Raw genomic sequence first — 26,047 nt, 5'->3', positions numbered from 1 at the left:
GTGCATACCGTGTCGACAGGAGAGATGGAGTTGGAACGCACCACGATCGCCCGGATGCTGCTCGACCGGCTGGGCGACGACAGGCTGGGAGTCCGAACCAGGGAACAGGATTGGACCTGGGACGAGGTGGTGCGCGAGAGTGCCGCCCGCGGGGCTGTCGCGTCCTCGCTGCGGCGCGACGGACCGTTCCACGTCGGAGTCCTGCTCGAGAACACCCCCGAGTTCCTGTTCTGGCTGGGCGGCGCCGCGCTCTCCGGCGCCACCGTCGTCGGCATCAATCCGACCCGCCGCGGCGCGGAACTCGAGGCCGAGATCCGGTACGTCGACTGCCAGCTGATCGTCACGGACACCGCGGGGAAGGCACAGCTCGCCGGTCTCGACCTCGGGCTGTCCGAGGACCGGTTTCTGCTGGTCGACGATCCGGCCTACACCGAACGCGTCGCGTCCCACGCCGTCGAGAGTCCGGCCTGGGATCCCGGGATCGACGCGTCGACGCTGTTCCTTCTGCTGTTCACGTCCGGCACCACCGGCACGTCGAAAGCGGTGCGGTGCAGCCAGGGCCGGCTCGCCCGGCTGGCGTACGCCAACACCGTCAAGTACGGGCACGTGCGCGAGGACGTCGACTACTGCTGCATGCCGCTGTTCCACGGCAACGCGCTGATGGCGCTGTGGGCGCCCGCACTCGCCAACGGCGCCACCGTCTGCCTGCCGCGCAAGTTCTCCGCGTCCGGATTCCTGCCCGACGTCCGGTTCTTCGGCGCCACGTTCTTCACCTACGTCGGCAAGGCGCTGGCGTACCTGATGGCCACACCGGAGCTACCCGACGACCGGGACAACACGCTCGTCCGCGGTTTCGGGACCGAGGCGTCCCCGGAGGACAAGACCGAATTCGTCCGCCGGTTCGGTGCCGAACTGTACGAAGGGTACGGCTCGAGCGAAGGCGCCGGTTCGGTGACGCTCGACCCCGACGCCCCCGAGGGCGCGCTCGGCAGACCCGCGAACGAGAACATCGTCATCGTCGACCCCGACACCCGCGCGGAAAAGGCCCGGGCGCGACTCGACCAGCACGGTCGCGTGCTCAACCCGGACGAGGCGATCGGCGAAATGGTCGACAAGGCCGGCGCGTCGCGATTCGAGGGCTACTACAAGAACGAGGGCGCGATCGCGGACCGCATCCGGCACGGCTGGTACTGGACGGGCGACCTCGGGTACGTCGATGAGGCCGGCTTCATCTACTTCGCCGGCCGGAAGGGCGACTGGATCCGCGTGGACGGGGAGAACACCTCGGCGTTGATGGTGGAGCGGATTCTGCGCCGCCACCCGAAAGTGGTCGCCACCGGCGTGTTCGCCGTCCCCGACCCGCGGTCGGGCGATCAGGTGATGGCGGCCGTCGAGGTGTCGGATCCGACCGATTTCGATCCGGCGGAGTTCGCCGCGTTCCTCGGTAGCCAGGACGACCTGGGCACGAAGGCCGCACCGCGCTTCGTCCGGGTGTCGACGGACCTGCCGGTGACGGGATCGAACAAGGTGCTCAAACGAACGCTGCAGGAACAGCGCTGGCGTTGCGACGATCCGGTCTTCCGGTGGGTGGGACGCGGTGTTCCCGAGTACCACGAGATGACCGACAGTGAGAAGGCCGCGCTGGAGCAGGAGTTCCACACGCACGGCCGGCAACGATTCCTGCACGTGTGACGGTGAGGGTGACATGAAACTGGGTGTGGTGGTTCCCGTCGAGCTGGGACGGGCGGGCGAGCCCGAATGGATACTCGAATTCGCGAGGGCCGCCGAATCACTCGGATTCGACGAGATCTCCGCCGTCGAGCATTCGGTCGTCATCGCGGACACGGCGAGCGAATATCCGTACTCGCCCACCGGCAAGTCGCACCTGCCTGACGACTGCAGCCTGCCGGACCCGCTGGAACTGCTGTCGTTCGTCGCCGGCGCCACGACGACCCTGGGACTCGCGACGGGAGTGCTGGTGCTGCCCAACCACCACCCGGTGGTGCTGGCGAAGCGTCTCGCCACCCTGGACCGGCTGTCCGCGGGGCGTCTCCGCATCTGCCTCGGTCTCGGCTGGATGCGCGAGGAGATCGAGGCCTGCGGCGGCGACTTCGACCGGCGCGGCGCGGTCGCCGACGAGGCGATCGCGGTGATGCGGGCGCTGTGGTCGGGTACCGGCGCGGTCGACTTCGCGGGTGAACACTTCTCCTTCCGCGGCGCCCAGAGCTGGCCCAAACCCCACCGGAATTCGGGAGTGCCGCTCTTCATCGGCGGACACAGCCCGGCGGCCGCACGGCGGGCCGGGCGGCTCGGCGACGGGTTCCAGCCGCTCGGCCTGGCCGGCGACGACCTGGACCGGGCGATTTCCCGGATGCGGGCGGCGGCAGCGGACGCCGGCCGCGATCCCGCCGACGTCGACCTCGTGCTGGGTGCCACGCTGCCGCGGCTGGACGAGGCCACACTCGACCGGTCCCGGGACCTGGGCGCGAATCGGCTCGTGCTGTCGGCGTCCCGGCACGCGCAGTCCCTCGGCCAGGTCATCGACGAGATGGCCGCCTGCTCGGCGCGGTTGGGGCTCAGTCCGGCACGGTGACCGGCAGGTCCTCGCTGAAGTCGACGATCAGTTCGCGCCGGGAGAACTGCCAGCCGGTGTCGCCGAGCACGTACCGGTCGTGGTAGCGCAACGCGATCCGGTTGTCGCGGAATCCGTTTCGTCCGGCATAGACGTGGTGTGCCGTGCAGTACGTCTCGCCCGACGCCGTCGACCCGTCCACGTCGATCACCTGCTGGTGCACGACGTGCCGGGTGGACTGCAGATGCGAGACCGCGTCCACGACGGCGGACGCGAGCACGCCGCTGCCGCGGAGTTCCGTTGCCGCGCCGGTGCCCGTCAACGCGGGCGGGAGGACGAACGTCGCGTCGGGGTCGAACAACGCCGCGAGCGTCGCCGCCTCGCGCCGGTCGACGGCCCGCGCATAGCGGGCGGTGAGTTCGGTGAGAGCGAATCCGGTGGCCATTCCACCATTCCAGCGGACGTGCGGCATCGGCGACAGCCGCCTCCCGCTGACCGAGACATCGGCACCGAGGCGTGGGAGTGCTGGTTAGCGTCCAGAACACCCGTGGCGACAGCCACGCACAGGTTTGAGGAGAACGCCGATGGATGTGAGGGAATCGCCCGGGCAGCGGGAACTCCGGCGGGAGTTGCGCGCCTATTTCGCGGCGCTGCTGCCGGAGGAGACGCGGCGGACCGCGGGTGAGGAGGGTGTGGGCGGAGAGCATTTCCGCGACATCGTGCGGCTGCTGGGCAAGGACGGCTGGCTGGGTGTCGGCTGGCCGGTGGAGTACGGCGGGCAGGGACGGTCGATCGAAGACCAGTTCGTGTTCTTCGACGAGGTGCAACGCGCCGGGTTGCCGTTCCCGTTCGTCACCGTCAACACGGTCGGCCCCACCCTGATGAAGTACGGCACCGAGGAGCAGAAGGCGCGGTTCCTTCCCGGCATCCTGGCCGGCGACATCGTCTTCGCCATCGGGTACACCGAACCGGAGGCCGGCACCGACCTCGCCTCGCTGCAGACCCGGGCCGTGCGCGACGGGGACACGTGGGTGGTCGACGGCAACAAGATCTTCACCAGTGGCGCCAACACGGCCGACTACGTGTGGCTGGCGTGCCGCACCGATGCGAATGCCCCCAAGCACAAGGGCATCTCGATCCTCATCGTTCCCACCGACGATCCAGGCTTCAGCTGGTCACCGATCCACACCGTGGGCGGGCTGACGGTCACGTCGACCTACTACAGCGGGATCCGGGTCGGCGATCAGGACGTCGTGGGCGACGTCGACGGCGGGTGGCAGCTGATCACCGCGCAGCTCAATCACGAACGCATCGGGCTCGCCGCGCTCGGCGGCAGCACGCTCGGCCTGTGGCACCAGGTCCTCGACTGGGCCGGGCAGAACGGGGCACTCGACACTCCGTGGGTGCAGATGGACTTCGCGCGCACGCACGCGAAGCTCGAGGCGATGCGTCTACTGAACTGGAAGATGACCGCCGCGGTCGCGCGGGATGCGTTGTCGGGGGCCGACGCCGGCGCCACCAAGACGTACGGCACCGAAACCCACGTCGACGTCTATCGCACGCTGCTCGGGATCCTCGGTGCCGCCGGACGGCTGCGTCCGGGTTCGCCGGGCGCGATCCTCGCCGGCCAGATCGAACAGATCTCACGTCAAAGCGTGGTGAACACGTTCGGCGGCGGCGTCAACGAGGTGCTCCGCGACATGGTCGGCACCCTCGGCCTCGGACTCGCCCGCGAGAAGAGGGTGAAATGAGCGAACTCCTCACCCGGCTCCGCGCCTTCGATGGACGGACGATCGTCCCGGCCACCTGGGGTCCCGACCCGGTGAACACGCCCATGATCCGGCACTGGGCCGAGGCGATGGGCGACACGAGCCCGGTCTACCTCGACGACGACGCCGCGCGCGCCACCGGCCGCGGCGGCGCCGTCGCACCCGCCCAGATGCTGCAGGTGTGGACGATGCGCACATTCGCCGACAAGATGTCCGGCGCCGACCCGTCACCGGTCTGGACGGAACTGATCGCCACACTCGACGAGGCGGGATTCACATCCGTCGTCGCCACCGATTCCGACCAGGAATTCGTCGCCGAACTGCGCCCCGGCGACCGGGTGAGCACGACCGAGGTGGTCGAGTCCGTCTCCGCGGAGAAGCAGACCGGTATCGGCGCCGGACATTTCCTCACCACCCTCAAGACGTACCGCAACGGCGACGGCGAGATCGTCGGCACCCAGCGGTGGCGGACACTCCGATTCCGGCCTGCCGAACGTCCGGCCCCGCGCCCGCTTCGCCCGCGGCCCGCTCTCAACGACGACAACGCCTTCTGGTTCGCGGCCGCACGCGAGCACCGCCTCGTCATTCAGCGGTGCACGAGCTGCGGTGTGCTGCGGCACCCGACCGGGCCGATGTGCGGGGAGTGCCGCTCCACCGAGTGGGACACCGTCGACGCGTCGGGGCGGGGCACCGTCTACACGTTCGTCGTCAATCACCACCCGAAGATCGATGCCTTCGACTACCCACTGATCGTCGCGGTGATCGAACTCGAGGAAGGCACCCGCCTGATCGCCAACATGACAGGCGTCGAACCCGGTCACGTGCACATCGGAATGCCCGTGGAACTGGACTGGATCGACGCCGACCCGGAACTCACACTTCCCGCGTTCCGGCCCGCTGCATCGGAGGACCACTGATGGATTTCACATTCGGCGAGGAGCAGGAAGCGGTGCGCGGACTGGCCGCGGACGTGTTCGCTGCCACGTCGCGACCCGAGCGGATCAAGGACGTCGAATCGAGCGCCGACCGGATCGACCGGGAACTGTGGCGCGAACTGGCCACCACCGGGCTGCTCGGCATCGCCCTGCCCGAGAACCTCGGCGGCGGCGGCATGGGACTCGCCGAACTGTACGTCCTGCTCGAGGAGCAGGGCCGGACCGTGGCGCCGGTTCCGTTGTGGCCACACGCGCTGGGCGCGCTCGCGATCGCCGAGTTCGGGACGCCGGACCAATGCGCCGCGCTGGTCCCCGCGGCGGCCGACGGCGGCCTGATCCTCACGGTCGGGCTCGAGGAGTTCGGACCGTACGTCGCGGGCGAACCGGCGACGACGGCACGCGAGGTGGACGGCCGGTGGCAGGTGCACGGCGCCAAGGCCGCGGTGCCCGTGGCGCACCTGGCCGAACGCCTCCTCGTCTCCGCGGCCACCGACAGCGGTCCGGCGCTGTTCCTGGTGCGCCCGGGGGCCGCGGGCGTGACGGCGCAGCAGGCGGAGTCGACCACCCACGAGATCTGCGCGAACGTCACGTTCGACGCGGCGCCCGCGGAACCGGTCGGCCCGGCGGACGGTAGCGCGGTGCGGTGGCTGATCGAACGGGCGGAACTGGCGGTCGCCGCCCTGCAACTGGGCGTCGGGGAGGGCGCGGTACGTCAGGCCGTCACCTACCTCAACGGACGCACCCAGTTCGGCCGCCCGCTCGCGACGTTTCAGGCCGTCACCCATCAGCTCGCGGACTGCTACATCGACCTCGAGGCCATGCGGGTGACGCTGTGGCAGGCCGTGTGGCTCCTCGCGAGCGGGGAAGATCCGGGAACCGCTGTGCTGGTCGCGAAATGGTGGGCGACCGACGGCGGGCAGCGGGTCGTCCACCGCACCCAGCACGTGCACGGCGGAATCGGCGTCGACACCGACTACCCGGTGCACCGGCACCTGCTGTGGGGCAAACAGCTCGCCGCCACCCTCGGCGGAGCCGGCTCTGACCTGGCACGTCTGGGCGCGCAGCTGGCGGCCGGGGTCGAGGTGGTCGCATGACCGCGACCGTCGGCGCCACGACCTACGACGCCGTCACGATCGGCGACCGGCTACCGGAGCTGGTGATTCCGCTGACCCGCACCCTGATCGTCGCCACCGCCCTCGCCACCCGCGACTTCCAGGACGTTCACCACGACCCGGCGCTGGCGGTGGAGAGGGGGTCGAAGGACGTGTTCATGAACATCCTCACCACCAACGGGCTGGTGGGGCGGTTCGTCACCGACTGGGCCGGACCGCACGCGTCGCTGCGCCGGATCGCGGTGCGGCTCGGTGCCCCCAACTACCCCGGCGACGCGATGACCCTGACCGGTGAGGTGGTCGCGAAGGACGACGGCCTCGTGACCGTGAAGATCCGCGGCGCGAACAGCCTCGGTGATCACGCCACCGGCACCGTCGTCGTCGCCTGGCCTGCACGAGGAGACCTGTGACCAGCCCCCTGTCGGGCGCCGCCGCCATCGTCGGCATCGGCGCCACCGAATTCTCCAAGCACTCGGGACGAAGCGAACTGCAACTGGCGTGCGAGGCGATCGTCGCCGCACTCGCCGACGCGGGTATCGACCCGTCCGAGGTCGACGGACTGTCCACGTACACCGCGGAGACGAACGGGGAGGTGCTCGTCGCCCGCAACACGGGCATCGGTGAGCTGAAGTTCTTCTCCCGCATCGGTTACGGCGGCGGCGCCGCGTGCGCCACCGTTCAGCAGGCGGCGATGGCCGTCGCCACCGGCATCGCGGACGTCGTCGTCTGCTATCGGGCGTTCAACGAACGGTCCGGTGTGCGTTACGGACTCGGGCAGCACGACCGCCCGATGGACAGCACCGCGGACCGGGCCGCGTACGCCTGGCTGACCCCGCAGGGACTGTCGACGCCCGCCCAGTGGGTGGCGATGTTCGCCCGCCGGTACATGCATCGGTACGGCGCCACGAGTGAGGACTTCGGCCGGGTCGCGGTCGTCGCACGCAAGCACGCCGCCGACAACCCCGCCGCCTGGTTCCGCGGGCGGCCCATCACCCTCGACGACCACCAGAATTCGCGGTGGATCGCCGAACCGCTGCACCTACTGGACTGCTGCCAGGAAACCGACGGCGGTCAGGCCCTCGTCGTCGTCTCTGCCGAACGCGCGAAGGACCTCCGCACCATCCCGGCGATCGTCAAGGCCGCCGCGCAGGGCTCGGGCAAGGACCAGCACATGATGGCCAGTTACTACCGGCCCGACATCACCGGAATACCCGAAATGGGCCTCGTGGGCAGGCAACTCTACCGGCAGAGCGGTCTCACGCCCGACGACGTCTCGGCGGCGATCCTCTACGACCACTTCACTCCGCTCGTCCTCCCGCAACTCGAGGAACTCGGGTTCTGCGACCCGGGCGAGGCGAAGGACTTCATCCGGGACGGCAACCTCGAGGTCGGCGGCCGACTCCCGGCGAACACCCACGGCGGCCAGATCGGCGAGGCCTATCTGCACGGCGTCAACGGGATCGCCGAGGCGGTTCGCCTGATCCGCGGAACGTCGACCACCCAACCGGACGGCATCGGCAACGTGCTGGTGACCGCGGGCACCGCCGTGCCCACCAGCGGCCTGATCCTGGGCAGAGAGGACTGATCATGACGACAACCGAGCGCACGACGGCAGGAGCGTGGCGAGGGACCGACCTCGGCACCCGCACCGTGAGGTACGACGAGCGCGACGCCATCCTGTACGCACTGTCGGTGGGTGCGCGGGCCACCGAACTGGACCTCGTCTTCGAGGAGCGTCTGCGGGTGCTGCCGACGTTCGCTCTCACCCTGGCACAGTGGGCGCCGGACGAACTGGGGTCGCGGGGCGCCTTCGACACGAAGACGGCGCTGCACGGATCGCAGGAACTGGCGGTGCTCGCGCCGCTTCCGCGTCGCGGTGAGATCGCGTTGTCGGCGTCGGTCGGCGAGGTGTGGGACAAGGGTTCGGCGGCCGTGTTCGAGGTGCGCGTCGAGTCCGAGTTCTTCGTCGCCACCTGGTCGTTGTTCGCGCCCGGTGCCGGCGGTTTCGGTGGCGATCGCGGTCCCGCGAAACCGGCTCGGCCCGAGGGGGAACCGGTCTCGACGACTGTGCTGCAGACCGCGGCGAACCAGGCGGCGCTGTACCGGCTGACCGGCGACCGGCACCACATCCACATCGACCCGGCGGCGGCCGAGCGGATCGGGCAGCCCCGGCCGATCATGCACGGGCTGTGCACCCTCGCCGCGAGCACGCTGGAACTCGCGCGGGCGCTGGACGTCCACCCGGCCGACCTCGTCCGGCTGGAGGGACGGTTCGCCGCACCGGTCTACCCGGGCGACGCGCCGTCGTTGCGGGCGTGGGGTGATGCGGGTGATGCGTCGTTCGAACTCGTCCGGGACGACCGGCCGCTCATCGCCGGCGCTCGCGCCGCATTCGGCTGACCGCACGTTCGTCCCTTCGTCGCCGAATGTCACATCGGCGCAGTTCAACTGAACCGATGTGACATTCGGCGAGGAGGTCAGGAGTGGGTGGCGAGATACCGCGCGGGATACTCGCCGCCGCCGTGGACGGCGAGATCCGCGCCGCTCACGTACGACGCCTGCGCGCTCGCCAGGAACAGGCAGGCGTCCGCGATGTCGGACGGCACCGCCATCCGCCCCATCGGCAGGGTCCGGGTGACGGCGGCGCCGCCGTCGTCACCGTAGACGGACGCCGCGCTCTCGGTGCGGATGAGACCCGTGGTGATGTGGTTGATGCGGACCTTCGGAGCCCACTCGAGCGCAAGCGCTTTCGTCAGAACCAGCAGGCCGGCCTTCGCGGCGCTGTACGCGGCGGTGCCGGGTTGCGGATCGTGGGCGGAGACGCTGCCGATGTTGACGATGGCACCGCCGTCGGACTGCTGTTGCATCACCGCGTTGGCGGCCTGGGCAACGGTGAAGGGCGCCAGCAGATTCAGCGCGACGATCTTCTCGACGAACCGCGGCGAGACGGTGGCCGCGTCGGCGTCGGGCGAACCACCCGCATTGTTGACGAGGACGTCGAGGCGGCCGAACCGCGCGACGGCCTCGTCGATCAGAGCGGCGGCGTCGGCATGGTCGCGGACGTCGGTCGCGCGGAACGCGGCGGTGCGCTCACCGCGCGCGGGCAGCGTGTCCGGTGCGGTCCGGCCGCACACGAGCACGTTCGCACCCGCGGCAAGAAACGATTCGGCGACGACGAAACCGATGCCCTTGGTTCCGCCGGTCACGACGACGGTGCGGCCACTGAAATCGAGAGGAGGGGGGATTGTCACGGGAAACCTTCGGAGTGAGGGAGCGCGAGGAGAACTGGCGCTCGAACGAGATCGGGTGAATCGGCACGAAGCCGAGAACAAGCAAATGCTTGGTTCGATAGTAGGGGAACGGGAGTGGACATGGGCAAACTCGACGGCAAGGTCGCGCTGATCACGGGTGCGGGTCAGGGGATCGGGCAGGGAATCGCCCTGGCCCTCGCCCGGGAGGGCGCGGCGATCGCCGTCGCCGGCCGGACCGAATCGAAACTGCACGGCACGTGCGAGCGACTCGCCGAACTCGGCGCCCGCGGCGAACCGGTGGTGTGCGACGTCAGCAGGCGCGCGGACATCGCGTCCGCCGTCGAGCGGACCGTGGACGTGTTCGGCGGCGTCGACATCCTGGTCAACAACGCCAACGACTGCACACCAGGACCGATCCTGTCGGTGATCGACGAGGAGTACGAGCGGTCCTTCGCGACGGGACCACTCGCGACGCTGCGCATGATGCAGTCGTGCCACCCGCACATGAAGGCGCGCGGTGGCGGAGTGATCGTCAACCTCGTCACGTCGGCGGCCGTGCGCTGGGACGCGAGCAACTACGGCGCCTACGGCTCGATCAAGGAGGGGATGCGTTCGCTGACCAGGTCGGCGGCGTGCGAGTGGGGCCGGGACGGCATCCGGGTGCTGTCCGTGGCCCCGCACGCCAAGAGTCCGGCCCTCGCGCGGTGGATGGAGCGGAACCCGGACGAGGCGGCGGAGTTCGTGGCGGGCATCCCGCTCGGACGCGTCGGCGACGCCGAAACCGACATCGGGCGCGCCGTCGTGTTCCTGGTGAGCGACGACGCCGGGTACCTCACCGGGGCCACCATCCCCCTGGACGGCGGGCAGTCCCGTTGGGGCTGACGGCGGGCAGTCCAGTTGGGGGTGACGGCGATGATCCGGGTCCCGCACAGCGGGAAGAGCTGCGGCCGCCGCCGTCGATGTGCACTAGTTTCGGCAGGATCGAATTACCGTAGCGAGAGGGCACCGTCGCGATGACGACCGTTGAAACACCACGCAGTTCGCGATCAGTAATGGTCACCGTGGCCGCTGTCGTGGAGGAGACGTCCGACGCCCGGTCGCTGGTGTTCGACGTCCCCGACGAGCGTCGGCACGAATTCGCCTACAAGCCCGGGCAGTTCCTGACGTTGCGCATCCCGAGCGACCGGACGGGATCCGTCGCCCGGTGCTACTCGCTGGCCAGTTCGCCATTCACCGACGACCTGCCGAAGGTGACGATCAAACGCACCGCAGGCGGCTACGGTTCGCACTGGTTGTGCGACAACGTCGGCGTCGGCGACCGCATCGAGGTCCTGCCTCCCGCGGGCGTGTTCACTCCGGCCAGCCTGGACGAAGACCTGATCCTGTTCGCCGCGGGCAGCGGAATCACTCCGGTGATGTCGATCCTCAAGTCGGCGCTCAGCGAAGGCAACGGGAAAGTCGTTCTGGTGTACGCGAACCGGGACGAGAAGTCGGTCATTTTCGCCGACGAGTTGCGGGAGCTCGCGGCCCGCCACGAACACCGGCTGACCGTAGTCCACTGGCTCGAGAGCGTGCAGGGCCTGCCGACACCGCGCCAGCTGGCGAATCTGTCGGACCGGTTCCGGGATCACCGCGCCTACCTGTGCGGACCGCGTCCCTTCATGGACGCGATCCACGAGTCGCTCGCACTCGCCGGCGTCCCGCGCGACCGGGTGCACGCCGAGGTGTTCACCTCCCTGTCCGGGGATCCGTTTGCAGAGGTTGTGGTCGAGGAACTGCCGGACACGGAAGCGGGAACGTCGACCGTCGAGTTGCAACTCGACGGCGAAGCTCACAGCCTGAGCTGGCCGCGCCAGGCGACACTGGTCGACGTCATGCTGTCGAAGGGCCTCGACGTCCCCTACTCGTGCCGCGAGGGCGAATGCGGTTCCTGCGCATGCACGGTGGTCCAGGGAGAGGTGGACATGGACAACGCGTCGATCCTCGATCCCGAGGACATCGCGAGCGGCTACATCCTCGCGTGCCAGGCCCGCCCCGTCAGCGAGCACGTGCGGATCGAGTTCTGATCGACGCCGGTATTACTTCTCCGTCTGCGCGGCCGCGGCGCGGGCATTGAGGTCGGCGAGGCGGATCGGGTAACGGGGTGGGCGATCGACGATCACCTCCCGGGTGACGGTGAGGTCGCGGTCGACGTGGAGCAGTTCGCCCGACTGCAGCGGCGTCCAGCCGGGGTCCTCGTCCATCTGCTCGCTGGCGACGACCACCGCCGGATGCTCGGCGAGATGCTCGGACCTGGCACGGATCCGGCCGGGGGTGCTCGCGTGCTGGAGGTGGCGACCACCGCTCGGACCGCCCGCGCGCCGCTCGAGGAAAAGCAGGTCGTGGGTGTCCGGGTACCGTAGCGCCCACAGTTCGCCGGGTGTGGTCAGCAGGATGTTGAGCGCGTAGATCGGCACGTTGTCGGCCAGCCATCGGGCGGCCGAGGTGATGCCGGCGGTGACGTCGCCGCCGTTCCTGCCGATGTGACTGGTCACGAGGGCGAAGACGCGTTCGGAGTCGGTGTCGCCGTGAACGAGCGCGAGGTCGGGGCCCAGTTCCGCCTCGAGTTTCGGCAGGTCCTCGACCACGCCGTTGTGGGCGAAGACGCGACCGTCCTGGGCGAACGGATGGGTGTTCTGGGGAAGCAGGTCACCCGTGGTCGCGAAACGGATGTGCGCGACGAACGTGGCCGAATACCGATGCTTCGCCTCCTGCGCGAACTCCGTGTCCTCGTATGCGGCGAGCGGTTGCTTCTCCACCATCGGAGTTCCGTCCTCCGCGAACGTGCCGAGTCCGGTGCCGTCCGGCTCGCGGTGACTCTGCTGCGCCAGGCTGTCCGGGGCGTCCAGCAGCCAGAACGATGCGCGGACGCGATGAGGGGCGGCGGACAACCCGAACAATCGGCACATGATTTCCCTCTCGGATGGGGCGGATCAGCGGTAATCCGGGTTGGCGAAGTCGGGGCGGCAACCCGCGTCCCACTCCGAACGTTGATTTCCGTACGCGGGGAACCCGCCGGCCTTCTTCAACATCGCGGCGACGTGCATCAGGTTGTACGTCATGAACGTGGTGTTGCGGTTGGTGAAATCGTTCTCCGGGCCGCCCGACCCTTCGTCGAGATACGAGGGGCCCGGGCCGGCCTCACCGATCCATCCGGCGTCTGCCTGCGGTGGGATCACGTATCCGAGATGCTGGAGGCTGTAGAGGACGTTCATCGCGCAATGCTTGACACCGTCCTCGTTGCCGGTGATCAGGCAACCCCCGGCGCGCCCGTAGTAGGCGTACTGGCCGTGGTCGTTGAGAATCGACGAGCAACCGTACAGTCGCTCGATCACCTGCTTCGTGACGGAACCGTTGTCGCCGAGCCAGATCGGACCGGCCAGGACCAGGATGTCGGCGTCCAGCACCCGCTGAAACAGTCGGGGCCATTCGTCGCTCGGCCATCCGTGCTCGGTCATGTCCGGGTACACGCCGGTCGCGATGTCGTGGTCCACCGCCCGGATCTGGTCGACCGAGACCCCCTCCTGCTCCATCAGGCCGACACTGCGGTCGATCAGCCCCTGGGTGTTGCTCACTTCGGGAGACCGCTTCAGGGTGCAGTTGACGAACAGGGCACGCAGACCGCTGAAACGGGGGGTCCCGTCCTGCGGCGACGGATCGGTCATCAGTCCTCCCACGGAAAGAGTCCGGAAGTCCACGATATGCCGCGGCGGACCCTGTTCGTGGCAGAAGAGTCCGCCCGGTCCGGGGCGATCCCGGACCGGGCGGACCCGGGTGTTCTCAGCCCAGCGCGGAGATAGCCTTCGCGACGCCCTCGCCGTAGGCCGGGTCGCACTGGGTGCAGTTGTCGATGTGCCGCTGCACGACCTGCTGCGACGCGCCGTTGATGGCCCGCGCGGTGTTCTCGAACAACACCTGCTTCTGCTCGTCGCTCATGTTGTTGAACAACACGCGCGGCTGCGAGAAGTAATCGTCGTCGTCCTCGCGGAAGTTGAACCGGTCGGCGAACGCGCCCACGCCCTGCGCGGGATCGCGGTACCGGCTCTGCTCCTGCCACTTGCCGTAGCTGTTCGGCTCGTAGTGCAGGGTGCCACCGTTGTTGCCGTCGACCCGCATGGCACCGTCGCGGTGGAAGTTGCTCACCGGGCAACGGGCCGCGTTGACCGGGATCTGGTAGTTGTTCACACCGAGGCGGTAGCGCTGCGCGTCACCGTAGGAGAACAACCGGCCCTGGAGCATCTTGTCCGGGGAGAAGCTGATGCCGGGCACGACGTGCGCAGGGTTGAACGCTGCCTGTTCGACCTCGGCGAAGTAGTTGTCGGGGTTGCGGTTGAGTTCCCATTCGCCGACCTCGATGAGCGGGTAGTCGGCCTTCGGCCACACCTTCGTCAGGTCGAACGGGTGGTAGGGGACCGTGTCGGCGTCGGCCTCGGGCATGATCTGCACGCACAGCTTCCACTTCGGGAAATTGCCGGCCTCGATGGCGTCGAAGAGGTCCCGCTGGTGGCTCTCGCGGTCGGCGCCGACCAGGGCCTCGGCCTCGGCGTCGGTGAGGTTCTCGACACCCTGCTGCACGCGGTGGTGGAACTTCACCCAGAAGCGTTCGCCCTCGGCGTTGATGAAACTGAAGGTGTGCGAACCGAATCCGTGCATGTGCCGGTACGACGAGGGGATGCCGCGGTCACTCATCACGATGGTGACCTGGTGCAGCGACTCGGGCAGCGACGTCCAGAAGTCCCAATTGTTGTCGGGGCTGCGCAGATTCGTGCGGGGGTCACGCTTGACGGCGTGGTTGAGGTCGGGGAACTTCAGCGGGTCGCGGAAGAAGAAGACCGGGGTGTTGTTGCCGACGAGGTCCCAGTTGCCTTCTTCGGTATAGAACTTGACCGCGAAGCCGCGGATGTCGCGCTCGGCGTCGGCGGCGCCGCGTTCACCGGCGACGGTGGAGAAGCGGGCGAACAGCTCGGTCTTCTTGCCGACCTCGGAGAAGATGTTCGCGCTGGTGTACCGGGTGATGTCGTTCGTGACGGTGAACGTTCCGTACGCCCCGGAACCCTTGGCGTGCATGCGACGTTCCGGAATGACCTCGCGGTCGAAATGTGCGAGCTTCTCGAGGAACCAGACGTCCTGCAGCAACTGCGGCCCGCGTGGCCCGGCGGTCACGACGTTCTGGTTGTCGGGCACGGGTGCGCCTACGGCCGTGGTGAGCTTGTCGCTGGTGTTCGCAGTGGTCTCTCGGCTCACAGTGGATCCCTTCGTTGCTGGCTGTCGCTCTGGGTTTTCTGGAACTGACTGTCGAGCAAGAGGCTTCGCCGACGGGCAGTCGACGTGGCGGATCGAACCACACTCACGGCGTGCGACGTGGTGGTGGTCGCCTCCCGCCCTCGTGTGTTCACGGTCACACTGCACCACCGTTTCTTGAATTAGTCAAGAAAGCGCGGGCTAACTTTCGATCGGGGTCGCCGTCTCCAGCGCCGCAACCAGGAACTCTTCCGGAACATTCGGCCAGTCGGACTGCCAGCGGCCGGCCCGCCTGTCCTCGAGGAGAGCCGTCAGCGCGGGCACCATGCGCGGACCGCCGTCGATCAGATAGCGCACGAAGCCGATTCGTGCACACGTCGCGGCGACGGACGCCAGCACCGGCTTGGCCTCGTCGACCCGGCCCGCCGCGACCAGGCATGCGACGAGCAGGCGACTGGCCTGCATGGCCGCCCTCGGCCGGCTCTCCCGTTCGACCCGGCGCACCCATTCCTCGGCGCGGCGACACGCGACGTCGGGCTCGACGGCCGACTGCTTCCGGATCTCGGTGGCGTCGTCGAGCTGCGCGACGATCTCGGCGAAACCGAAATCGGGTACCCGGGTCGCCTTCCCGTCACCGGCCGCCGGCTGGGGTGACGCGGGCAGACCGAGCCGGACCCGCTCGTTCTCGACCCGGGCCCGCAGCCGCGGGAGTCCCAGCGACGCCGCCGCGGACGCACCCTCGTCGAGGTGGCGGGCAGCGGACGCAAGATCGCCACGACCCGCCTTCAGCCGCGCGCCCGTGACGAAGCGGGCGATCATGAAATCGACGATGCCGCCCTCGGGTCCGAGCTCGTAACTCTCGTCGAGGAGTTGTTCGGCCTCGTCGAGATGGCCCAGTTCGTACATCAGCTCGCCGAGGAGTGCGCCTGCGAGTCGTGCGGCATGCGAATGGGTACCTGCCGACTTCGTCGCGGTCTGCACAGCCAGCCGGAAGTTGTCCTCGGCCGCGGCGATGTCGAGTTGTTCCATCGCGGCGATGCCGGCGAAGCTGTACCCGTACATCGTGCTGAACGGTCCGACGGTCCGCTGGTGGTACCCGGTCGCCCACTCCTGCAGGCGGCGTGCCTCCACGAAATCGAATTGGGCGATCGCGACGGCGGATGCGAGATTCGACCCCGCCGAAACCACCCACGCGCGCAGGGTTTCCGGGCGGGCCAGGCATTCGGCGATGAGGTCGGGGACTCCGGCGATGCGATCGGACGACACCGCGATCACGGCACGGACGATGTCGGCCTCGACTCGGATGTCCGCCTGCTCGGTGTCGCTCAGCGTCGAGGTCTCGAGGGCCGACGCGACCAGCGACAGCGACCGCAGCGTCGGCGCCACCCGTTGCAGGAGGATGTTCGCCCACGCGACCGCGATCTGGATGCGGGGACTGGACTCGACCAGCGGCCGCGGCAACTTGTCGACGAGGCCGAGCAGCGCAACCATCCGCGAGTGCTCCACCAGATACATGCCCTGCTCCTCGACAACCGCGACGGCCACGTCGCGATCGCCCGCCGCCAACGCGTGATCCACTGCGTCGCTGACGTAGTGGTGGTCGGCGAACCAGTGCGCGGCCGCACGGTGCAGGTCCGCGATGCGCGACGGATGATCGCGTTCGAGGCGTCGGCGGAGGTACTCGGCGAACAGATGGTGGTACTCGAACCACTCCCGGTCCTCGTCGAGGCTGCGCAGGAACAGGTCGCGCGATTCGACCTGCTCGAGCAGGGCCTGACCGTGGGTCACGTTCGCCAGCACGCAGGCGAGGTCGCCGCACACCCGCTCGGTGACGGACGTGGCCAGCATGAAGTCGAGCAGCGCAGGCTCGAGCGTGCTGAGCACGTTCTCCGCCAGGTACTCGCCGATCGCGTGGTGCCGGCCCGACATGTGCCGGATGAGGTCGCCGGGATCGGTGCGATCACGCAGCGACAGCGACGCCAGTTGCAGCGCCGCCACCCACCCGTCCGTGGTCTCCTCCAGCGCTTCCACATCGGAGTCCTCCAGGTGCAGTCCACCGAGGTCGACCAGGAACCGCTGTGACTCGGTGATGTCGAAGCGCAAAGCAACGGAATCGATTTCGACGAGCTCGTCACGCACCCGCATCTTGGCCAGCGGAAGCCCTGCCTGGCTTCGGCTGCTCACCACCATCTGCAAGTGGTGGCAGCCGTTCTCCAGGATGAAGTCCATCGCGGCGATCGTGTCCGGCGACGTCACGCGATGCCAGTCGTCGATCATCACCACCACGTGACGCCTGCTGTCGTGGACCTGATTCACCAGCGAGGTCAGCACATACCGTTCCGCTTCGGCGCCGTTCTCGTCGAGCGCCTGCCCCAGCTCGTCCGCCAGGGTCGGCTCGGCCCGGCGGATCGCCTCGACGAGATGGGACAGGAACCACACGACGTTGTTGTCGTCGTTGTCCACCGTCAGCCAGGCGACGGCGGCGCCGTCCTCGATCAGCACGTCGCGCCACTGGGCCGCCACCGTGCTCTTCCCGAAGCCGGCGGGCGCGTGGATGAGCGTCAACCGCCTCCTCTGACCCATTCGGAGCAGATCCAGGAGGCGGGTGCGCTCCACCAGGGACCGCATCGGGGTCGGCGGCCGGAAGCGGGCCGCGGCGCTCGGCGGGGTGGCACCCGACCGCCGGCGGTAGCTGCGACTGTGCCCGGACGTCGAGGACTGCGTGGTCGGAGTCGACGTGTGCTCGGTGCGCGGAAACTCGTCGGCCGCGGCGGGGAGCGCCATCTCGTCGACATCGAGCCCGTGCCTGCGCTCGATGTCGCGGAGTTCCTGGCCGAATTCCGCGGCCGAAGCCGGGCGGTCGGTCGGTTCCTCGGCCATGGCGCGCTCGACGGCCGAGCACACGTCGTCGGGAATGTCCTCGCCCCGCAGGTCCGGAACGGGTTGCGTGGCGATACGGAGGAACTGCGCGACGAGCCGCTCCCCGCTCCGCCGCTCGAACGCGGCATGCCCGGTGAGCAGGCAGAACAGGGCGGCGCCCAAGCTGTACACGTCGGAGGCCGCGGACGGTGCGTCACCCCGGAGGACCTCCGGCGCCGTGAACGCGGGCGAACCGGTGATCATGCTCGACGTGGTCTCGAATCCGCCCGTGACCCGCGCGATGCCGAAGTCCGTGAGCTGCGGTTCGCCGTATCCGGTGAGCAGGATGTTGGCGGGTTTCACGTCGCGGTGCAGGGTGCCGAGCCGGTGCGCCGTCTCCAGAGCGCCCGCCAGCTTCACGCCGACGCGCAGCGTTTCACTCCACGGCAGCGGCCCTTCGCGGCGAATCCAGGCGTCCAGCGAATTGCGCGAGTGGTACGGCATCACGATGTACGGCCTGCCGCTGCGCGTCACCCCGGACTGCAGGATGTCGACCACGTGGGGATGCCCCGACAATTTTCCCATCGCACGCTGTTCCCGCAGGAAGCGTTCGCGGTCCTCGCCGTCCAGATCGGAGGACAGCACCTTGATCGCGACCGTGCGATCGAGCGCGGTCTGGAGGCAGCGGTAGACGACCCCGAACCCTCCTCGGCCGATCTCGCGGGCGTCGTCGAATCCTTCCGACGACAATTCCGCGACGATGTCGGTCACGACGATCCGCTTGGTAGCCTGCGGATCCGAGTCGGTCGGCCCGGAACTGCTTTCCGGGTGTCGTGGCACACTCAATGAAATCACCTTCTCGGTGCACTGACGCCAGCATATCGCGGTCGCACGACACAGAGAGCGGTGTTCGAGAACGAGTAGACCCGAGGAGAATTCGACGGTGACGGATACCGGTATTGCGGCAGCGGACACGAGCCTGGCCGAGCGGACCCTCGCCCAGCTCCTCGACGCGCGGATCAGTTGCAGGGCTTACCTACCGACGCAGGTGCCGCGCGACGTGATCGAGAGGATCCTCGAGCTCGCGCAGCAGACGCCGTCGTGGTGCAACACGCAGCCGTGGCAGGTCGCGATCACCGAGGGGGAGGGGACCGAGCGGTTCCGTTCCGGGCTGGCGGAGTACGTCCGCACCCACCCGCAGGAGTCCGACTTCGAGTGGCCCCGCGAATACGTCGGCGAGCACAAGCAACGCCGCCGGGAGTGCGCCATGCAGCTGTACTCCAGCGTCGGCATCGCGCCCGGCGACCGGGCCGCGTCGGCCGAGCAGACGATGAAGAACTTCGACCTGTTCGGCGCGCCACACGTCGCGATCGTCACCACCCACGAGGCACTCGGCACGTACGGCGCCGTGGACTGCGGCCTGTACGTCGAGACGTTCCTCCTCGCCGCGCAGAGCCTCGGGGTCGCGACCATCCCGCAGGCCGCCGTCGCGGGAAGTTCGCGGTTCATCCACGACTTCTTCTCGCTCGACGAGGACCGCAGGGTCGTCTGCGCGATCTCGTTCGGCTACCCCGACACCGAGAACCCCGTCAACGGATTCCGCACCCACCGGGAACCCGTCGCCAACGTCGCGCAGTGGGTGTCGCAGTAACGTGCTCGACTCCGAAGTGTTCGACCGGGACGCACTGTTCGCCCGCCTCCGCCGCCGTCCCGACGTCGAGGCCCCCAACCTGACGGCCGTCGACGCCGCCGACCGGCTGATCCTCGACGAGGCCGCGGCGGCCCTGTCGGCGGCACCTGCCGGTGCGCTCGCCGTGATCGGCGACCACTACGGTGCGCTCACCCTCGGCGCCGCGGCGACGCACGGCTCCACCGGGATCCGCGTGCACCAGGACCCGCTGACCGGCGAACTGGCGCTCGCCGCCAACGCCGCGACGGTCGGGCTCGCCGACCGCTACCGGGCGTGTGCGCTCGGTGAGGAGCTGCTCGCGGGCGCAACGGTCGTGCTGATGCAGCTGCCGCGGAGCCTCGCCGAACTCACCGAGGTCGCCGAGGCGATCGCCCGCCACGCCGACCCGTCCGTCGTCGTCTACGCGGGCGGACGCAACAAGCACATCTCGACCGCCATGAACGACGTGCTCGGGCGTTCGTTCTCCGACGTCCGCGCGACCCTCGGCAGGCAGAAGTCGCGGGTGCTGATCGCGAGTGGCCCGGTGGAGGTTGCGCAGCAGACATACCCCGTCACCGATCATCTCGCCGAGATCGGGCTGGACGTCGTCTCGTACGGGGCCGCGTTCGCCGGCCCCAAGCTGGACATCGGGACCCGGTACCTCCTCGACTTCCTTCCCCGCGTGAACCCCGGCGCGCGGGCCGCGGTCGACCTCGGCTGCGGAACGGGCATTCTCGCCGTCAGCCTCGCCCGGCTCCTCCCGGAAGTGTCGGTAATCGCCACCGACCAGTCGTCGGCCGCGGTGGCGTCGGCGGCCGCCACCGCCCGCGCCAACGGACTCGACGGACGGGTCAGCACGCTGCGCGACGACGCCATGTCCACCCTCGCCACCGACAGCCAGGACGTCGTCCTGTGCAACCCGCCGTTCCACGTCGGCGCGGCCGTCCACACCGGCGGCGCGTCGAAGATGTTCACCGAAGCCGGGCGGGTGCTCCGGCCCGGCGGAGAGCTGTGGACCGTGTACAACTCGCATCTCGGGTACCGGGGCCGGTTGCAGCGGCTCGTCGGTCCAACGGACGTCGTCGGCCGGAATCCCAAATTCACCGTCACCCGATCGGTGGCCTGACCGCCGCGCCGACCCGTGCCTCGTCTGGCGGGTGTCCCCACGGCACCGGTAGAGTCCGAATTGTCCGACCCGAAAGCGACGAACGGGAACTTGCGGTGGGTGCGGGACGTTCAACGTACAAGAAACCCGGATCCACCCGGCGAGCCACGAGAAGGGATGTGCACGGTGCGCACCACCAGTAACCCGGTGTTCCGCAACCTGCCCAAACAAGAGGGCAGCGGCGGATACGCCTCGTTCGGATCTACGACGGCCGGCGCAGCGCAGGTCACGCAGCAGTTCGGCCAGCCCCAGTACACGCAGGCCGAGCCCTACCGGACGGGCCCCGACTACCGTTCGATGACCATCGACGACGTCGTCACCAAGACGGGTGTCACGCTCGGCGTGCTCACGGTATCGGCGATCATCTCCTACTTCCTGGTGAGCAACGACGCGAACCTCGCGACCCCGCTGGTCATCGGTGGTGGCCTCGTCGGTCTCGTGCTGGTCCTCGTGGCCACGTTCGGCCGCAAGATGGACAACCCGGGCATCGTTCTCGCCTACGCGGTGGCGGAGGGTCTGTTCCTCGGCGCCCTGTCGTTCATGTTCACCGACATCACGTTCGGTGGAGTCGGCGGAGCGGCGCTCATCGCCCAGGCCGTACTCGGCACGTTCGGCGTGTTCTTCGGCATGCTCGTCGTCTACAAGACGGGCGCGATCCGAGTCACACCCCGCCTGACACGGATGATCATCGGCGCCCTCATCGGTGTCGTCGTCCTCGCCCTCGGCAATGTGATCGCCAGCTTCTTCACCGAAGGCGGCCTCGGCCTCCGCGACGGCGGTCCCGTGGCGATCATCTTCAGCCTCGTCTGCATCGGCATCGCCGCATTCAGCTTCCTGCTGGACTTCGACGCCGCCGACCAGCTGATCCGCGCCCAGGCGCCGGAGAAGGCCGCATGGGGCGTCGCATTCGGACTGACCGTCACCCTCGTGTGGCTGTACGTCGAGATCCTGCGACTCCTGAGCTACTTCAACAGCGACTAGCAGTTCCACGAGAAGGCCCCCGAGAGCATGCTCTCGGGGGCCTTCTCTGTTGTGCGGGCCCGGTTCGATTACCTCGGAGGTAATCGACGCGCGTACCCCGGCGGAGGAATGTCGTGTGCAGCAACCAGCCCCACCCGAAGGAGCACGACATGAGCGCGTACGGAATGGCCCACCTCGAGAACGTCGACATGGGTCCGCAGATCGTCGAATACCTCGAACGCATCGACGGCACCCTCCGCCCGTTCTCCGGCAAGTTCATCGTCCACGGCGGACGCCAGGACGTGGTCGAGGGAACGTCCGACGGCGCGTTCATCGTCATCGAGTTCCCCGACCGCGAGCACCTCGAAGGCTGGTACACGTCCGACGCGTACCGGGAGATCCTCCCGCTCCGCGCCGAGCATTCCGACGGACTGGTGGTCATGGCCGACGGCGTCGACGCCGACCACAAGGCCACCGACATCCTCGGGTAGGCGCTTCGCGCCCGTGCGCCTTTCTGGTCGCTACCGCTACCAAAAAGGCGCACGGGCCCGGAGGGCCTAGCTCAGGCGCTCGAGGACCATGGCCATGCCCTGCCCGCCGCCGACGCACATGGTCTCGACGCCGAACGTCTTGTCCTGTTCGCGGAGGTTGTTGAGCAGGGTGTTGGTGATGCGGGCACCGGTCATGCCGAACGGGTGACCGAGGGCGATGGCGCCGCCGGAGATGTTCAGCTTGTCCTCGTCGATCTTCAGTTCGCGAGCCGATCCGAGAACCTGGACCGCGAAGGCCTCGTTGATCTCGAACAGGTCGATGTCGGAGATGGACTTGCCCGCGATGGCGAGGGCCTTCTTGACGGCCTCGATCGGGCCGAGACCCATGATCTCGGGGGACAGTCCGGACACCCCGGTGGACACGATGCGGGCCAGCGGCGTCAGGCCGAGGGCCTTGGCCTTGGTGTCGGACATGATGACGAGTGCGGCGGCGCCGTCGTTGAGGGGGCACGCGTTGCCGGCGGTGACGGTGCCGTCGGGCCGGAACACCGGCTTGAGCTGGCTGATGCCCTCGTAGGTGGTGCCGGCGCGCGGGCCGTCGTCGGCGGAGACGACGGTGCCGTCGGGGAGGGTGACCGGGGTGATCTCCCGCTCGAAGAAGCCGTTCTTGATGGCTTCCTCCGCGCGGTTCTGGGAGCGGACGCCCCAGCGGTCCTGCTCCTCGCGGGTGATGCCGGTGGCCGAGGCGACGTTCTCGGCGGTCTGGCCCATCGCGATGTAGACGTCGGGAATCTGCTCGTCCCCGCGCGGGTCGGTCCAGGCGACGCCGCCCTCGGCGAGCTTCGCGGTCCGCGCCTCGGCGTCGGCGAACCTCGGGTTCTTGGTGTTCGGCAGGCCGTCGGCGTTGCCGGTGACGAAGCTGGACACCGATTCGACGCCGGCGGAGACGAACACGTCGCCCTCGCCGGCCTTGATCGCGTGCAGTGCCATGCGGGTGGTCTGCAGCGAGGAGGAACAGTAGCGGTTGACGGTGACGCCGGGCAGGAAGTCGTAGCCCAGTTCCACCGCGACGACGCGGGCGATGTTGAAGCCCGACTGGCCGGCGGGCTGGCCGCAGCCGAGGAGCAGGTCGTCGATCTCGGTGGGATCGAGTTCGGGGATCTTCGCCAGAGCCGCGGCCACCATCTGCGTCGTCAGATCATCCGGGCGGATGGTCTTGAGTGAGCCCTTCATGGCTCGGCCGATCGGTGAGCGTACTGCGGAGACGATGACTGCCTCGGGCATGAAAACTCCTTTGTCAACTGCGGGGGTCTGCACTGTGTTGCAGACCACCCGTTCTGTGGCCTTCCCGACAACTTACGTTGCCGGGCGGCACCGGGGGCATCGCCATCTCACTCAGCGACCCGTCGCGTCCTGGACGCGGACGCCTCCTCGATCGCGAGGAGTTCGTCGAGGCGGGCAGGTGTGCGTCGCCGGGCACTGAGTCGCCACAGGAAACGGTTGAGCGAGGCGGTCATTCGGGTCGACAGCTTGCGTGATTCCGCGGCCTCCGACACCTCGGGCAGGTCGGGCAGCGGTCCGCCGTGCCACATGCCCAGAGCGGTCGCGAGAACGGGCACGATCTGCATCGCCGCCAGTTCGTACCCCGCCGCGGACGGGTGGAAGTGGTCGGAGGAGAACATCCGGTCGGGGGCCGCCAGGAACTCCGGCGCCAGCAGGTCGGCCAACGCCACCGGGTGGCCACCCGCCGCGCTGGTCGCGGCCGCCTGCGCCCGGGCCAGGCGCAACCCCCACGTCCGGACGACGGTCCGCAGGGGTTGGGGGATCGCGGTCACCACCCCGAGGTCGGGGCACGTTCCGACGACGACTGCGCAGTCGCGGGCGCGGAGCCGTTCCACCGCTTCCCCGAGTCTGCGCGCCGACGCCCGAATCGAGTTCTTCGATGTGACGTCGTTGGCGCCGACCAGGATCACCGCGGCGTCCGGCGGCGGTCCGGCCACGAACATCGCGTCCACCTGCCCGCTGAGTCCGCGGGACGTGGCGCCGCCGATGGCCTTGGTGCTCAGCCGGATCCGCTTGCCGGTCTCGTCGGCGAGGCGCCTCGCGATCTGCACACCGGGAACTTCGTCCGCGGACAGGCATCCCACTCCGGCGGCCGTCGAGTCGCCGAAAATCATCAGATGGACGTCGTACGAGACGGTCCGTAGCCAGCGTTCGGGGACCGCGGCGCCGGGGGAGTAGACGCCGTCGGCCTCCGGCGGCTTGGCGACGTTGCGCCCGATCACACCGCGGGCCGCCGTCGCCTGGGACATCAGATAGGAGTACGCCGCCCACGACAGCGTGCCTGCGCTCGAACCTGCCACGACAGCCGCGGCGCCGGCTTTCACTCCGCTCTGCCAGGTCCTCTTGGGCACTGGTCTCACCTTTCCGCCACCTGGTGCTCATCTCACGGGTTCCAGCGGACTGCGTCCGCACCAATCTAGTCGGATCAGGGCCCCCCGTGCCGGACGTCTGTGAGCATCGGATCAGGGCATCTGGGAGCATGGAGGCATGCGCATCGCGGAACACGTCGTCGACCTGATCGGCAACACCCCTCTCGTCAAGCTCTCTTCTGTCATCGGGGAGAACCACGGGACCGTTGCAGCCAAGATCGAATACCTCAACCCGGGTGGAAGCTCGAAGGACCGCATCGCGGTCAAGATGATCGACGCCGCGGAGGCGTCCGGTGAGCTGAAGCCGGGTGGGACCATCGTCGAGCCCACGTCCGGCAACACCGGCATCGGCCTCGCCCTGGTGGCCCAGAAGCGCGGATACAAGTGTGTGTTCGTCTGCCCCGACAAGGTCAGCGAAGACAAGCGGAACGTCCTCAAGGCCTACGGCGCCGAGGTCGTGGTGTGCCCCACCGCGGTCGCGCCCGAGCACCCCGACAGCTACTACAGCGTCTCCGACCGGCTCGCACGCGAGCTCCCCGGCGGCTGGAAGCCCAACCAGTACTCCAACCCGGGCGGCCCGCAGAGCCACTACGAGACCACCGGCCCCGAGATCTGGGCCGACACCGACGGCAAGATCACCCACTTCGTCGCGGGCGTCGGCACCGGCGGCACCATCACCGGCACCGGCCGCTACCTCAAGGAGGTGTCCGACGGCAAGGTCAAGGTCATCGGCGCCGACCCCGAGGGTTCCGTGTACTCGGGTGGCACCGGCCGTCCGTACCTGGTCGAGGGCGTGGGCGAGGACTTCTGGCCGAGCGCCTACGACCCGTCCATCCCCGACGAGATCATCGCCGTGTCCGACGCCGACTCCTTCGAGATGACCCGACGTCTCGCCCGCGAAGAGGGCCTGCTGGTCGGCGGCTCCTGCGGCATGGCCGTCGTCGCCGCACTCGAGGTCGCCAAGCGCGAGGGCCCGGACGCCGTCATCGTCGTCCTGCTGCCCGACGGTGGTCGCGGATACCTCTCGAAGATCTTCAACGACAAGTGGATGGCGTCCTACGGATTCCTCCGCACCCCGCTCGACGGCAAACCCGACGAGAAGACCGTCGGCGACGTGCTGCGCGGCAAGTCCGGCGAACTCCCGGACCTCGTCCACACCCACCCGTCCGAGACGCTGCGCGACGCCATCGAGATCCTCCGCGAGTACGGGGTGTCCCAGATGCCCGTCGTCGGCGCGGAGCCGCCCGTCATGGCCGGTGAAGTGGCGGGCAGCGTCACCGAGCGCGACCTGCTCAGTGCCGTGTTCGAGGGCCGCGCGCACCTCGCCGACCCGGTGGAGAAGCACATGAGCAAGCCGTTCCCGCTCATCGGTTCCGGCGAGCCCGTGTCGGCCGCCACCAAGGCGCTCGGCGACACCGACGCGCTGATGGTCGTCGACGACGGCAAGCCCGCCGGGGTCATCACCCGCCACGACCTTCTCGGTTTCCTCAGCGCCGGTTCCTAGACGACACTGGTCCCCGCTGCGCACGGAACGTACGGTGCACAGCGGGGG

Annotated in this window: 23 protein-coding genes; 15 read left to right on the top strand and 8 right to left on the bottom strand. The window is 68.8% G+C overall.

What is annotated here, in order from left to right; genetic code table 11:
- Positions 1–24 precede the first annotated feature (24 nt).
- Together casI and QM693_RS12300 are read left to right on the top strand one after the other, a co-directional pair.
- The gene (gene casI, locus QM693_RS12305) at positions 25–1,692 is read left to right on the top strand and encodes a steroid-22-oyl-CoA synthetase (protein ID WP_283352500.1); all 1,668 of its coding nucleotides are present in this window, start codon (positions 25–27) and stop codon (positions 1,690–1,692) included.
- Positions 1,693–1,705: 13 nt separating this feature from the next.
- Positions 1,706–2,593: an LLM class F420-dependent oxidoreductase gene (locus QM693_RS12300; RefSeq protein ID WP_283352462.1), complete on the top strand. Its 888-nt coding sequence runs from the start codon at positions 1,706–1,708 to the stop codon at positions 2,591–2,593.
- On the opposite strand, the gene QM693_RS12295 is transcribed toward QM693_RS12300, so the two are convergent.
- The gene (locus QM693_RS12295) at positions 2,577–3,017 is read right to left on the bottom strand and encodes a nuclear transport factor 2 family protein (RefSeq protein WP_283331375.1); all 441 of its coding nucleotides are present in this window, start codon (positions 3,015–3,017) and stop codon (positions 2,577–2,579) included. The two genes, QM693_RS12300 and QM693_RS12295, sit on opposite strands and share 17 nt — an antisense overlap.
- 139 nt (positions 3,018–3,156) lie before the next feature.
- Between QM693_RS12295 and QM693_RS12290 the strand changes: the two genes are divergently transcribed.
- From QM693_RS12290 to QM693_RS12265, 6 genes are read left to right on the top strand one after another with little or no spacing between them, the layout of a single operon-like run.
- Positions 3,157–4,323 carry an acyl-CoA dehydrogenase family protein gene (locus tag QM693_RS12290; protein ID WP_283352461.1) on the top strand — a complete coding sequence of 389 codons (1,167 nt, stop codon included), beginning with the start codon at positions 3,157–3,159 and terminating at the stop codon, positions 4,321–4,323.
- Positions 4,320–5,258 (top strand): bifunctional MaoC family dehydratase N-terminal/OB-fold nucleic acid binding domain-containing protein, encoded by a 939-nt coding sequence (locus QM693_RS12285; RefSeq protein ID WP_283352460.1) that lies wholly within the window; start codon positions 4,320–4,322, stop codon positions 5,256–5,258. Before QM693_RS12290 ends, QM693_RS12285 begins: the two co-directional genes overlap by 4 nt.
- Positions 5,258–6,370 carry an acyl-CoA dehydrogenase family protein gene (locus QM693_RS12280; RefSeq protein WP_283352459.1) on the top strand — a complete coding sequence of 371 codons (1,113 nt, stop codon included), beginning with the start codon at positions 5,258–5,260 and terminating at the stop codon, positions 6,368–6,370. Before QM693_RS12285 ends, QM693_RS12280 begins: the two co-directional genes overlap by 1 nt.
- On the top strand, positions 6,367–6,798 hold the full coding sequence (locus QM693_RS12275) for a MaoC family dehydratase (RefSeq protein ID WP_283352458.1): 432 nt from the start codon (positions 6,367–6,369) through the stop codon (positions 6,796–6,798). Before QM693_RS12280 ends, QM693_RS12275 begins: the two co-directional genes overlap by 4 nt.
- Complete coding sequence (locus QM693_RS12270) at positions 6,795–7,973, top strand: lipid-transfer protein (RefSeq protein WP_283352457.1); 1,179 nt, start codon at positions 6,795–6,797, stop codon at positions 7,971–7,973. Before QM693_RS12275 ends, QM693_RS12270 begins: the two co-directional genes overlap by 4 nt.
- Positions 7,974–7,975: 2 nt before the next feature.
- Complete coding sequence (locus QM693_RS12265) at positions 7,976–8,788, top strand: MaoC/PaaZ C-terminal domain-containing protein (RefSeq protein WP_280781515.1); 813 nt, start codon at positions 7,976–7,978, stop codon at positions 8,786–8,788.
- Positions 8,789–8,865: 77 nt separating this feature from the next.
- Here QM693_RS12265 and QM693_RS12260 read toward each other — a convergent pair whose 3' ends face one another.
- A complete protein-coding gene (locus QM693_RS12260) occupies positions 8,866–9,639 on the bottom strand; it encodes an SDR family oxidoreductase (protein ID WP_283331368.1) in 774 nt (257 codons plus the stop codon).
- Between the two features lie 120 nt (positions 9,640–9,759).
- Here QM693_RS12260 and QM693_RS12255 point away from each other — a divergent pair, with 120 nt between their 5' ends.
- The gene (locus tag QM693_RS12255) at positions 9,760–10,521 is read left to right on the top strand and encodes an SDR family NAD(P)-dependent oxidoreductase (protein WP_283352456.1); all 762 of its coding nucleotides are present in this window, start codon (positions 9,760–9,762) and stop codon (positions 10,519–10,521) included.
- A gap of 131 nt (positions 10,522–10,652) precedes the next feature.
- Positions 10,653–11,705: a ferredoxin--NADP reductase gene (locus QM693_RS12250; RefSeq protein WP_283352455.1), complete on the top strand. Its 1,053-nt coding sequence runs from the start codon at positions 10,653–10,655 to the stop codon at positions 11,703–11,705.
- Positions 11,706–11,717: 12 nt separating this feature from the next.
- Here QM693_RS12250 and QM693_RS12245 read toward each other — a convergent pair whose 3' ends face one another.
- The 4 genes from QM693_RS12245 to QM693_RS12230 form a co-directional block, all read right to left on the bottom strand.
- Positions 11,718–12,587: a class II glutamine amidotransferase gene (locus QM693_RS12245; RefSeq protein WP_280781519.1), complete on the bottom strand. Its 870-nt coding sequence runs from the start codon at positions 12,585–12,587 to the stop codon at positions 11,718–11,720.
- A gap of 24 nt (positions 12,588–12,611) precedes the next feature.
- Complete coding sequence (locus QM693_RS12240) at positions 12,612–13,343, bottom strand: flavodoxin family protein (RefSeq protein WP_283352454.1); 732 nt, start codon at positions 13,341–13,343, stop codon at positions 12,612–12,614.
- A 115-nt stretch (positions 13,344–13,458) separates the two neighbouring features.
- The gene (locus tag QM693_RS12235; protein ID WP_283352453.1) at positions 13,459–14,922 is read right to left on the bottom strand and encodes a catalase; all 1,464 of its coding nucleotides are present in this window, start codon (positions 14,920–14,922) and stop codon (positions 13,459–13,461) included.
- A 198-nt stretch (positions 14,923–15,120) separates the two neighbouring features.
- Positions 15,121–18,618, bottom strand: a complete 3,498-nt coding sequence (locus QM693_RS12230) for a serine/threonine-protein kinase (protein WP_283352499.1) — start codon at positions 18,616–18,618, stop codon at positions 15,121–15,123.
- A gap of 103 nt (positions 18,619–18,721) precedes the next feature.
- Here QM693_RS12230 and QM693_RS12225 point away from each other — a divergent pair, with 103 nt between their 5' ends.
- The 4 genes from QM693_RS12225 (at position 18,722) to QM693_RS12210 (ending at position 22,063) form a co-directional block, all read left to right on the top strand.
- Entirely contained in the window at positions 18,722–19,429 is a 708-nt protein-coding gene (locus QM693_RS12225; protein ID WP_283352452.1) for a nitroreductase, read from the top strand.
- Position 19,430: 1 nt separating this feature from the next.
- Complete coding sequence (locus tag QM693_RS12220) at positions 19,431–20,573, top strand: class I SAM-dependent methyltransferase (protein WP_283352451.1); 1,143 nt, start codon at positions 19,431–19,433, stop codon at positions 20,571–20,573.
- A gap of 165 nt (positions 20,574–20,738) precedes the next feature.
- Complete coding sequence (locus QM693_RS12215) at positions 20,739–21,593, top strand: Bax inhibitor-1/YccA family protein (protein ID WP_280781524.1); 855 nt, start codon at positions 20,739–20,741, stop codon at positions 21,591–21,593.
- 149 nt (positions 21,594–21,742) lie between these two features.
- Entirely contained in the window at positions 21,743–22,063 is a 321-nt protein-coding gene (locus tag QM693_RS12210; protein ID WP_280781525.1) for a DUF1330 domain-containing protein, read from the top strand.
- A gap of 66 nt (positions 22,064–22,129) precedes the next feature.
- Here the strand turns inward: QM693_RS12210 and QM693_RS12205 are convergent, their stop codons facing one another.
- Together QM693_RS12205 and QM693_RS12200 are read right to left on the bottom strand one after the other, a co-directional pair.
- Entirely contained in the window at positions 22,130–23,347 is a 1,218-nt protein-coding gene (locus QM693_RS12205; RefSeq protein ID WP_283352450.1) for an acetyl-CoA C-acetyltransferase, read from the bottom strand.
- Positions 23,348–23,454: 107 nt separating this feature from the next.
- The gene (locus tag QM693_RS12200; protein WP_502942635.1) at positions 23,455–24,477 is read right to left on the bottom strand and encodes an SGNH/GDSL hydrolase family protein; all 1,023 of its coding nucleotides are present in this window, start codon (positions 24,475–24,477) and stop codon (positions 23,455–23,457) included.
- Positions 24,478–24,613: 136 nt separating this feature from the next.
- On the opposite strand from QM693_RS12200, the gene QM693_RS12195 reads away from it, so the two are divergent.
- The gene (locus tag QM693_RS12195) at positions 24,614–25,999 is read left to right on the top strand and encodes a cystathionine beta-synthase (protein WP_280781528.1); all 1,386 of its coding nucleotides are present in this window, start codon (positions 24,614–24,616) and stop codon (positions 25,997–25,999) included.
- Positions 26,000–26,047 lie beyond the last annotated feature (48 nt).

This window comes from Rhodococcus sp. IEGM 1305, assembly GCF_030058635.1.
Classification (GTDB): Bacteria; Actinomycetota; Actinomycetes; order Mycobacteriales; family Mycobacteriaceae; genus Rhodococcus_F; species Rhodococcus_F opacus_D.
Note: the sequence above shows the minus strand (reverse complement) of the source record. Positions and strands in the feature narration are given on the sequence as shown.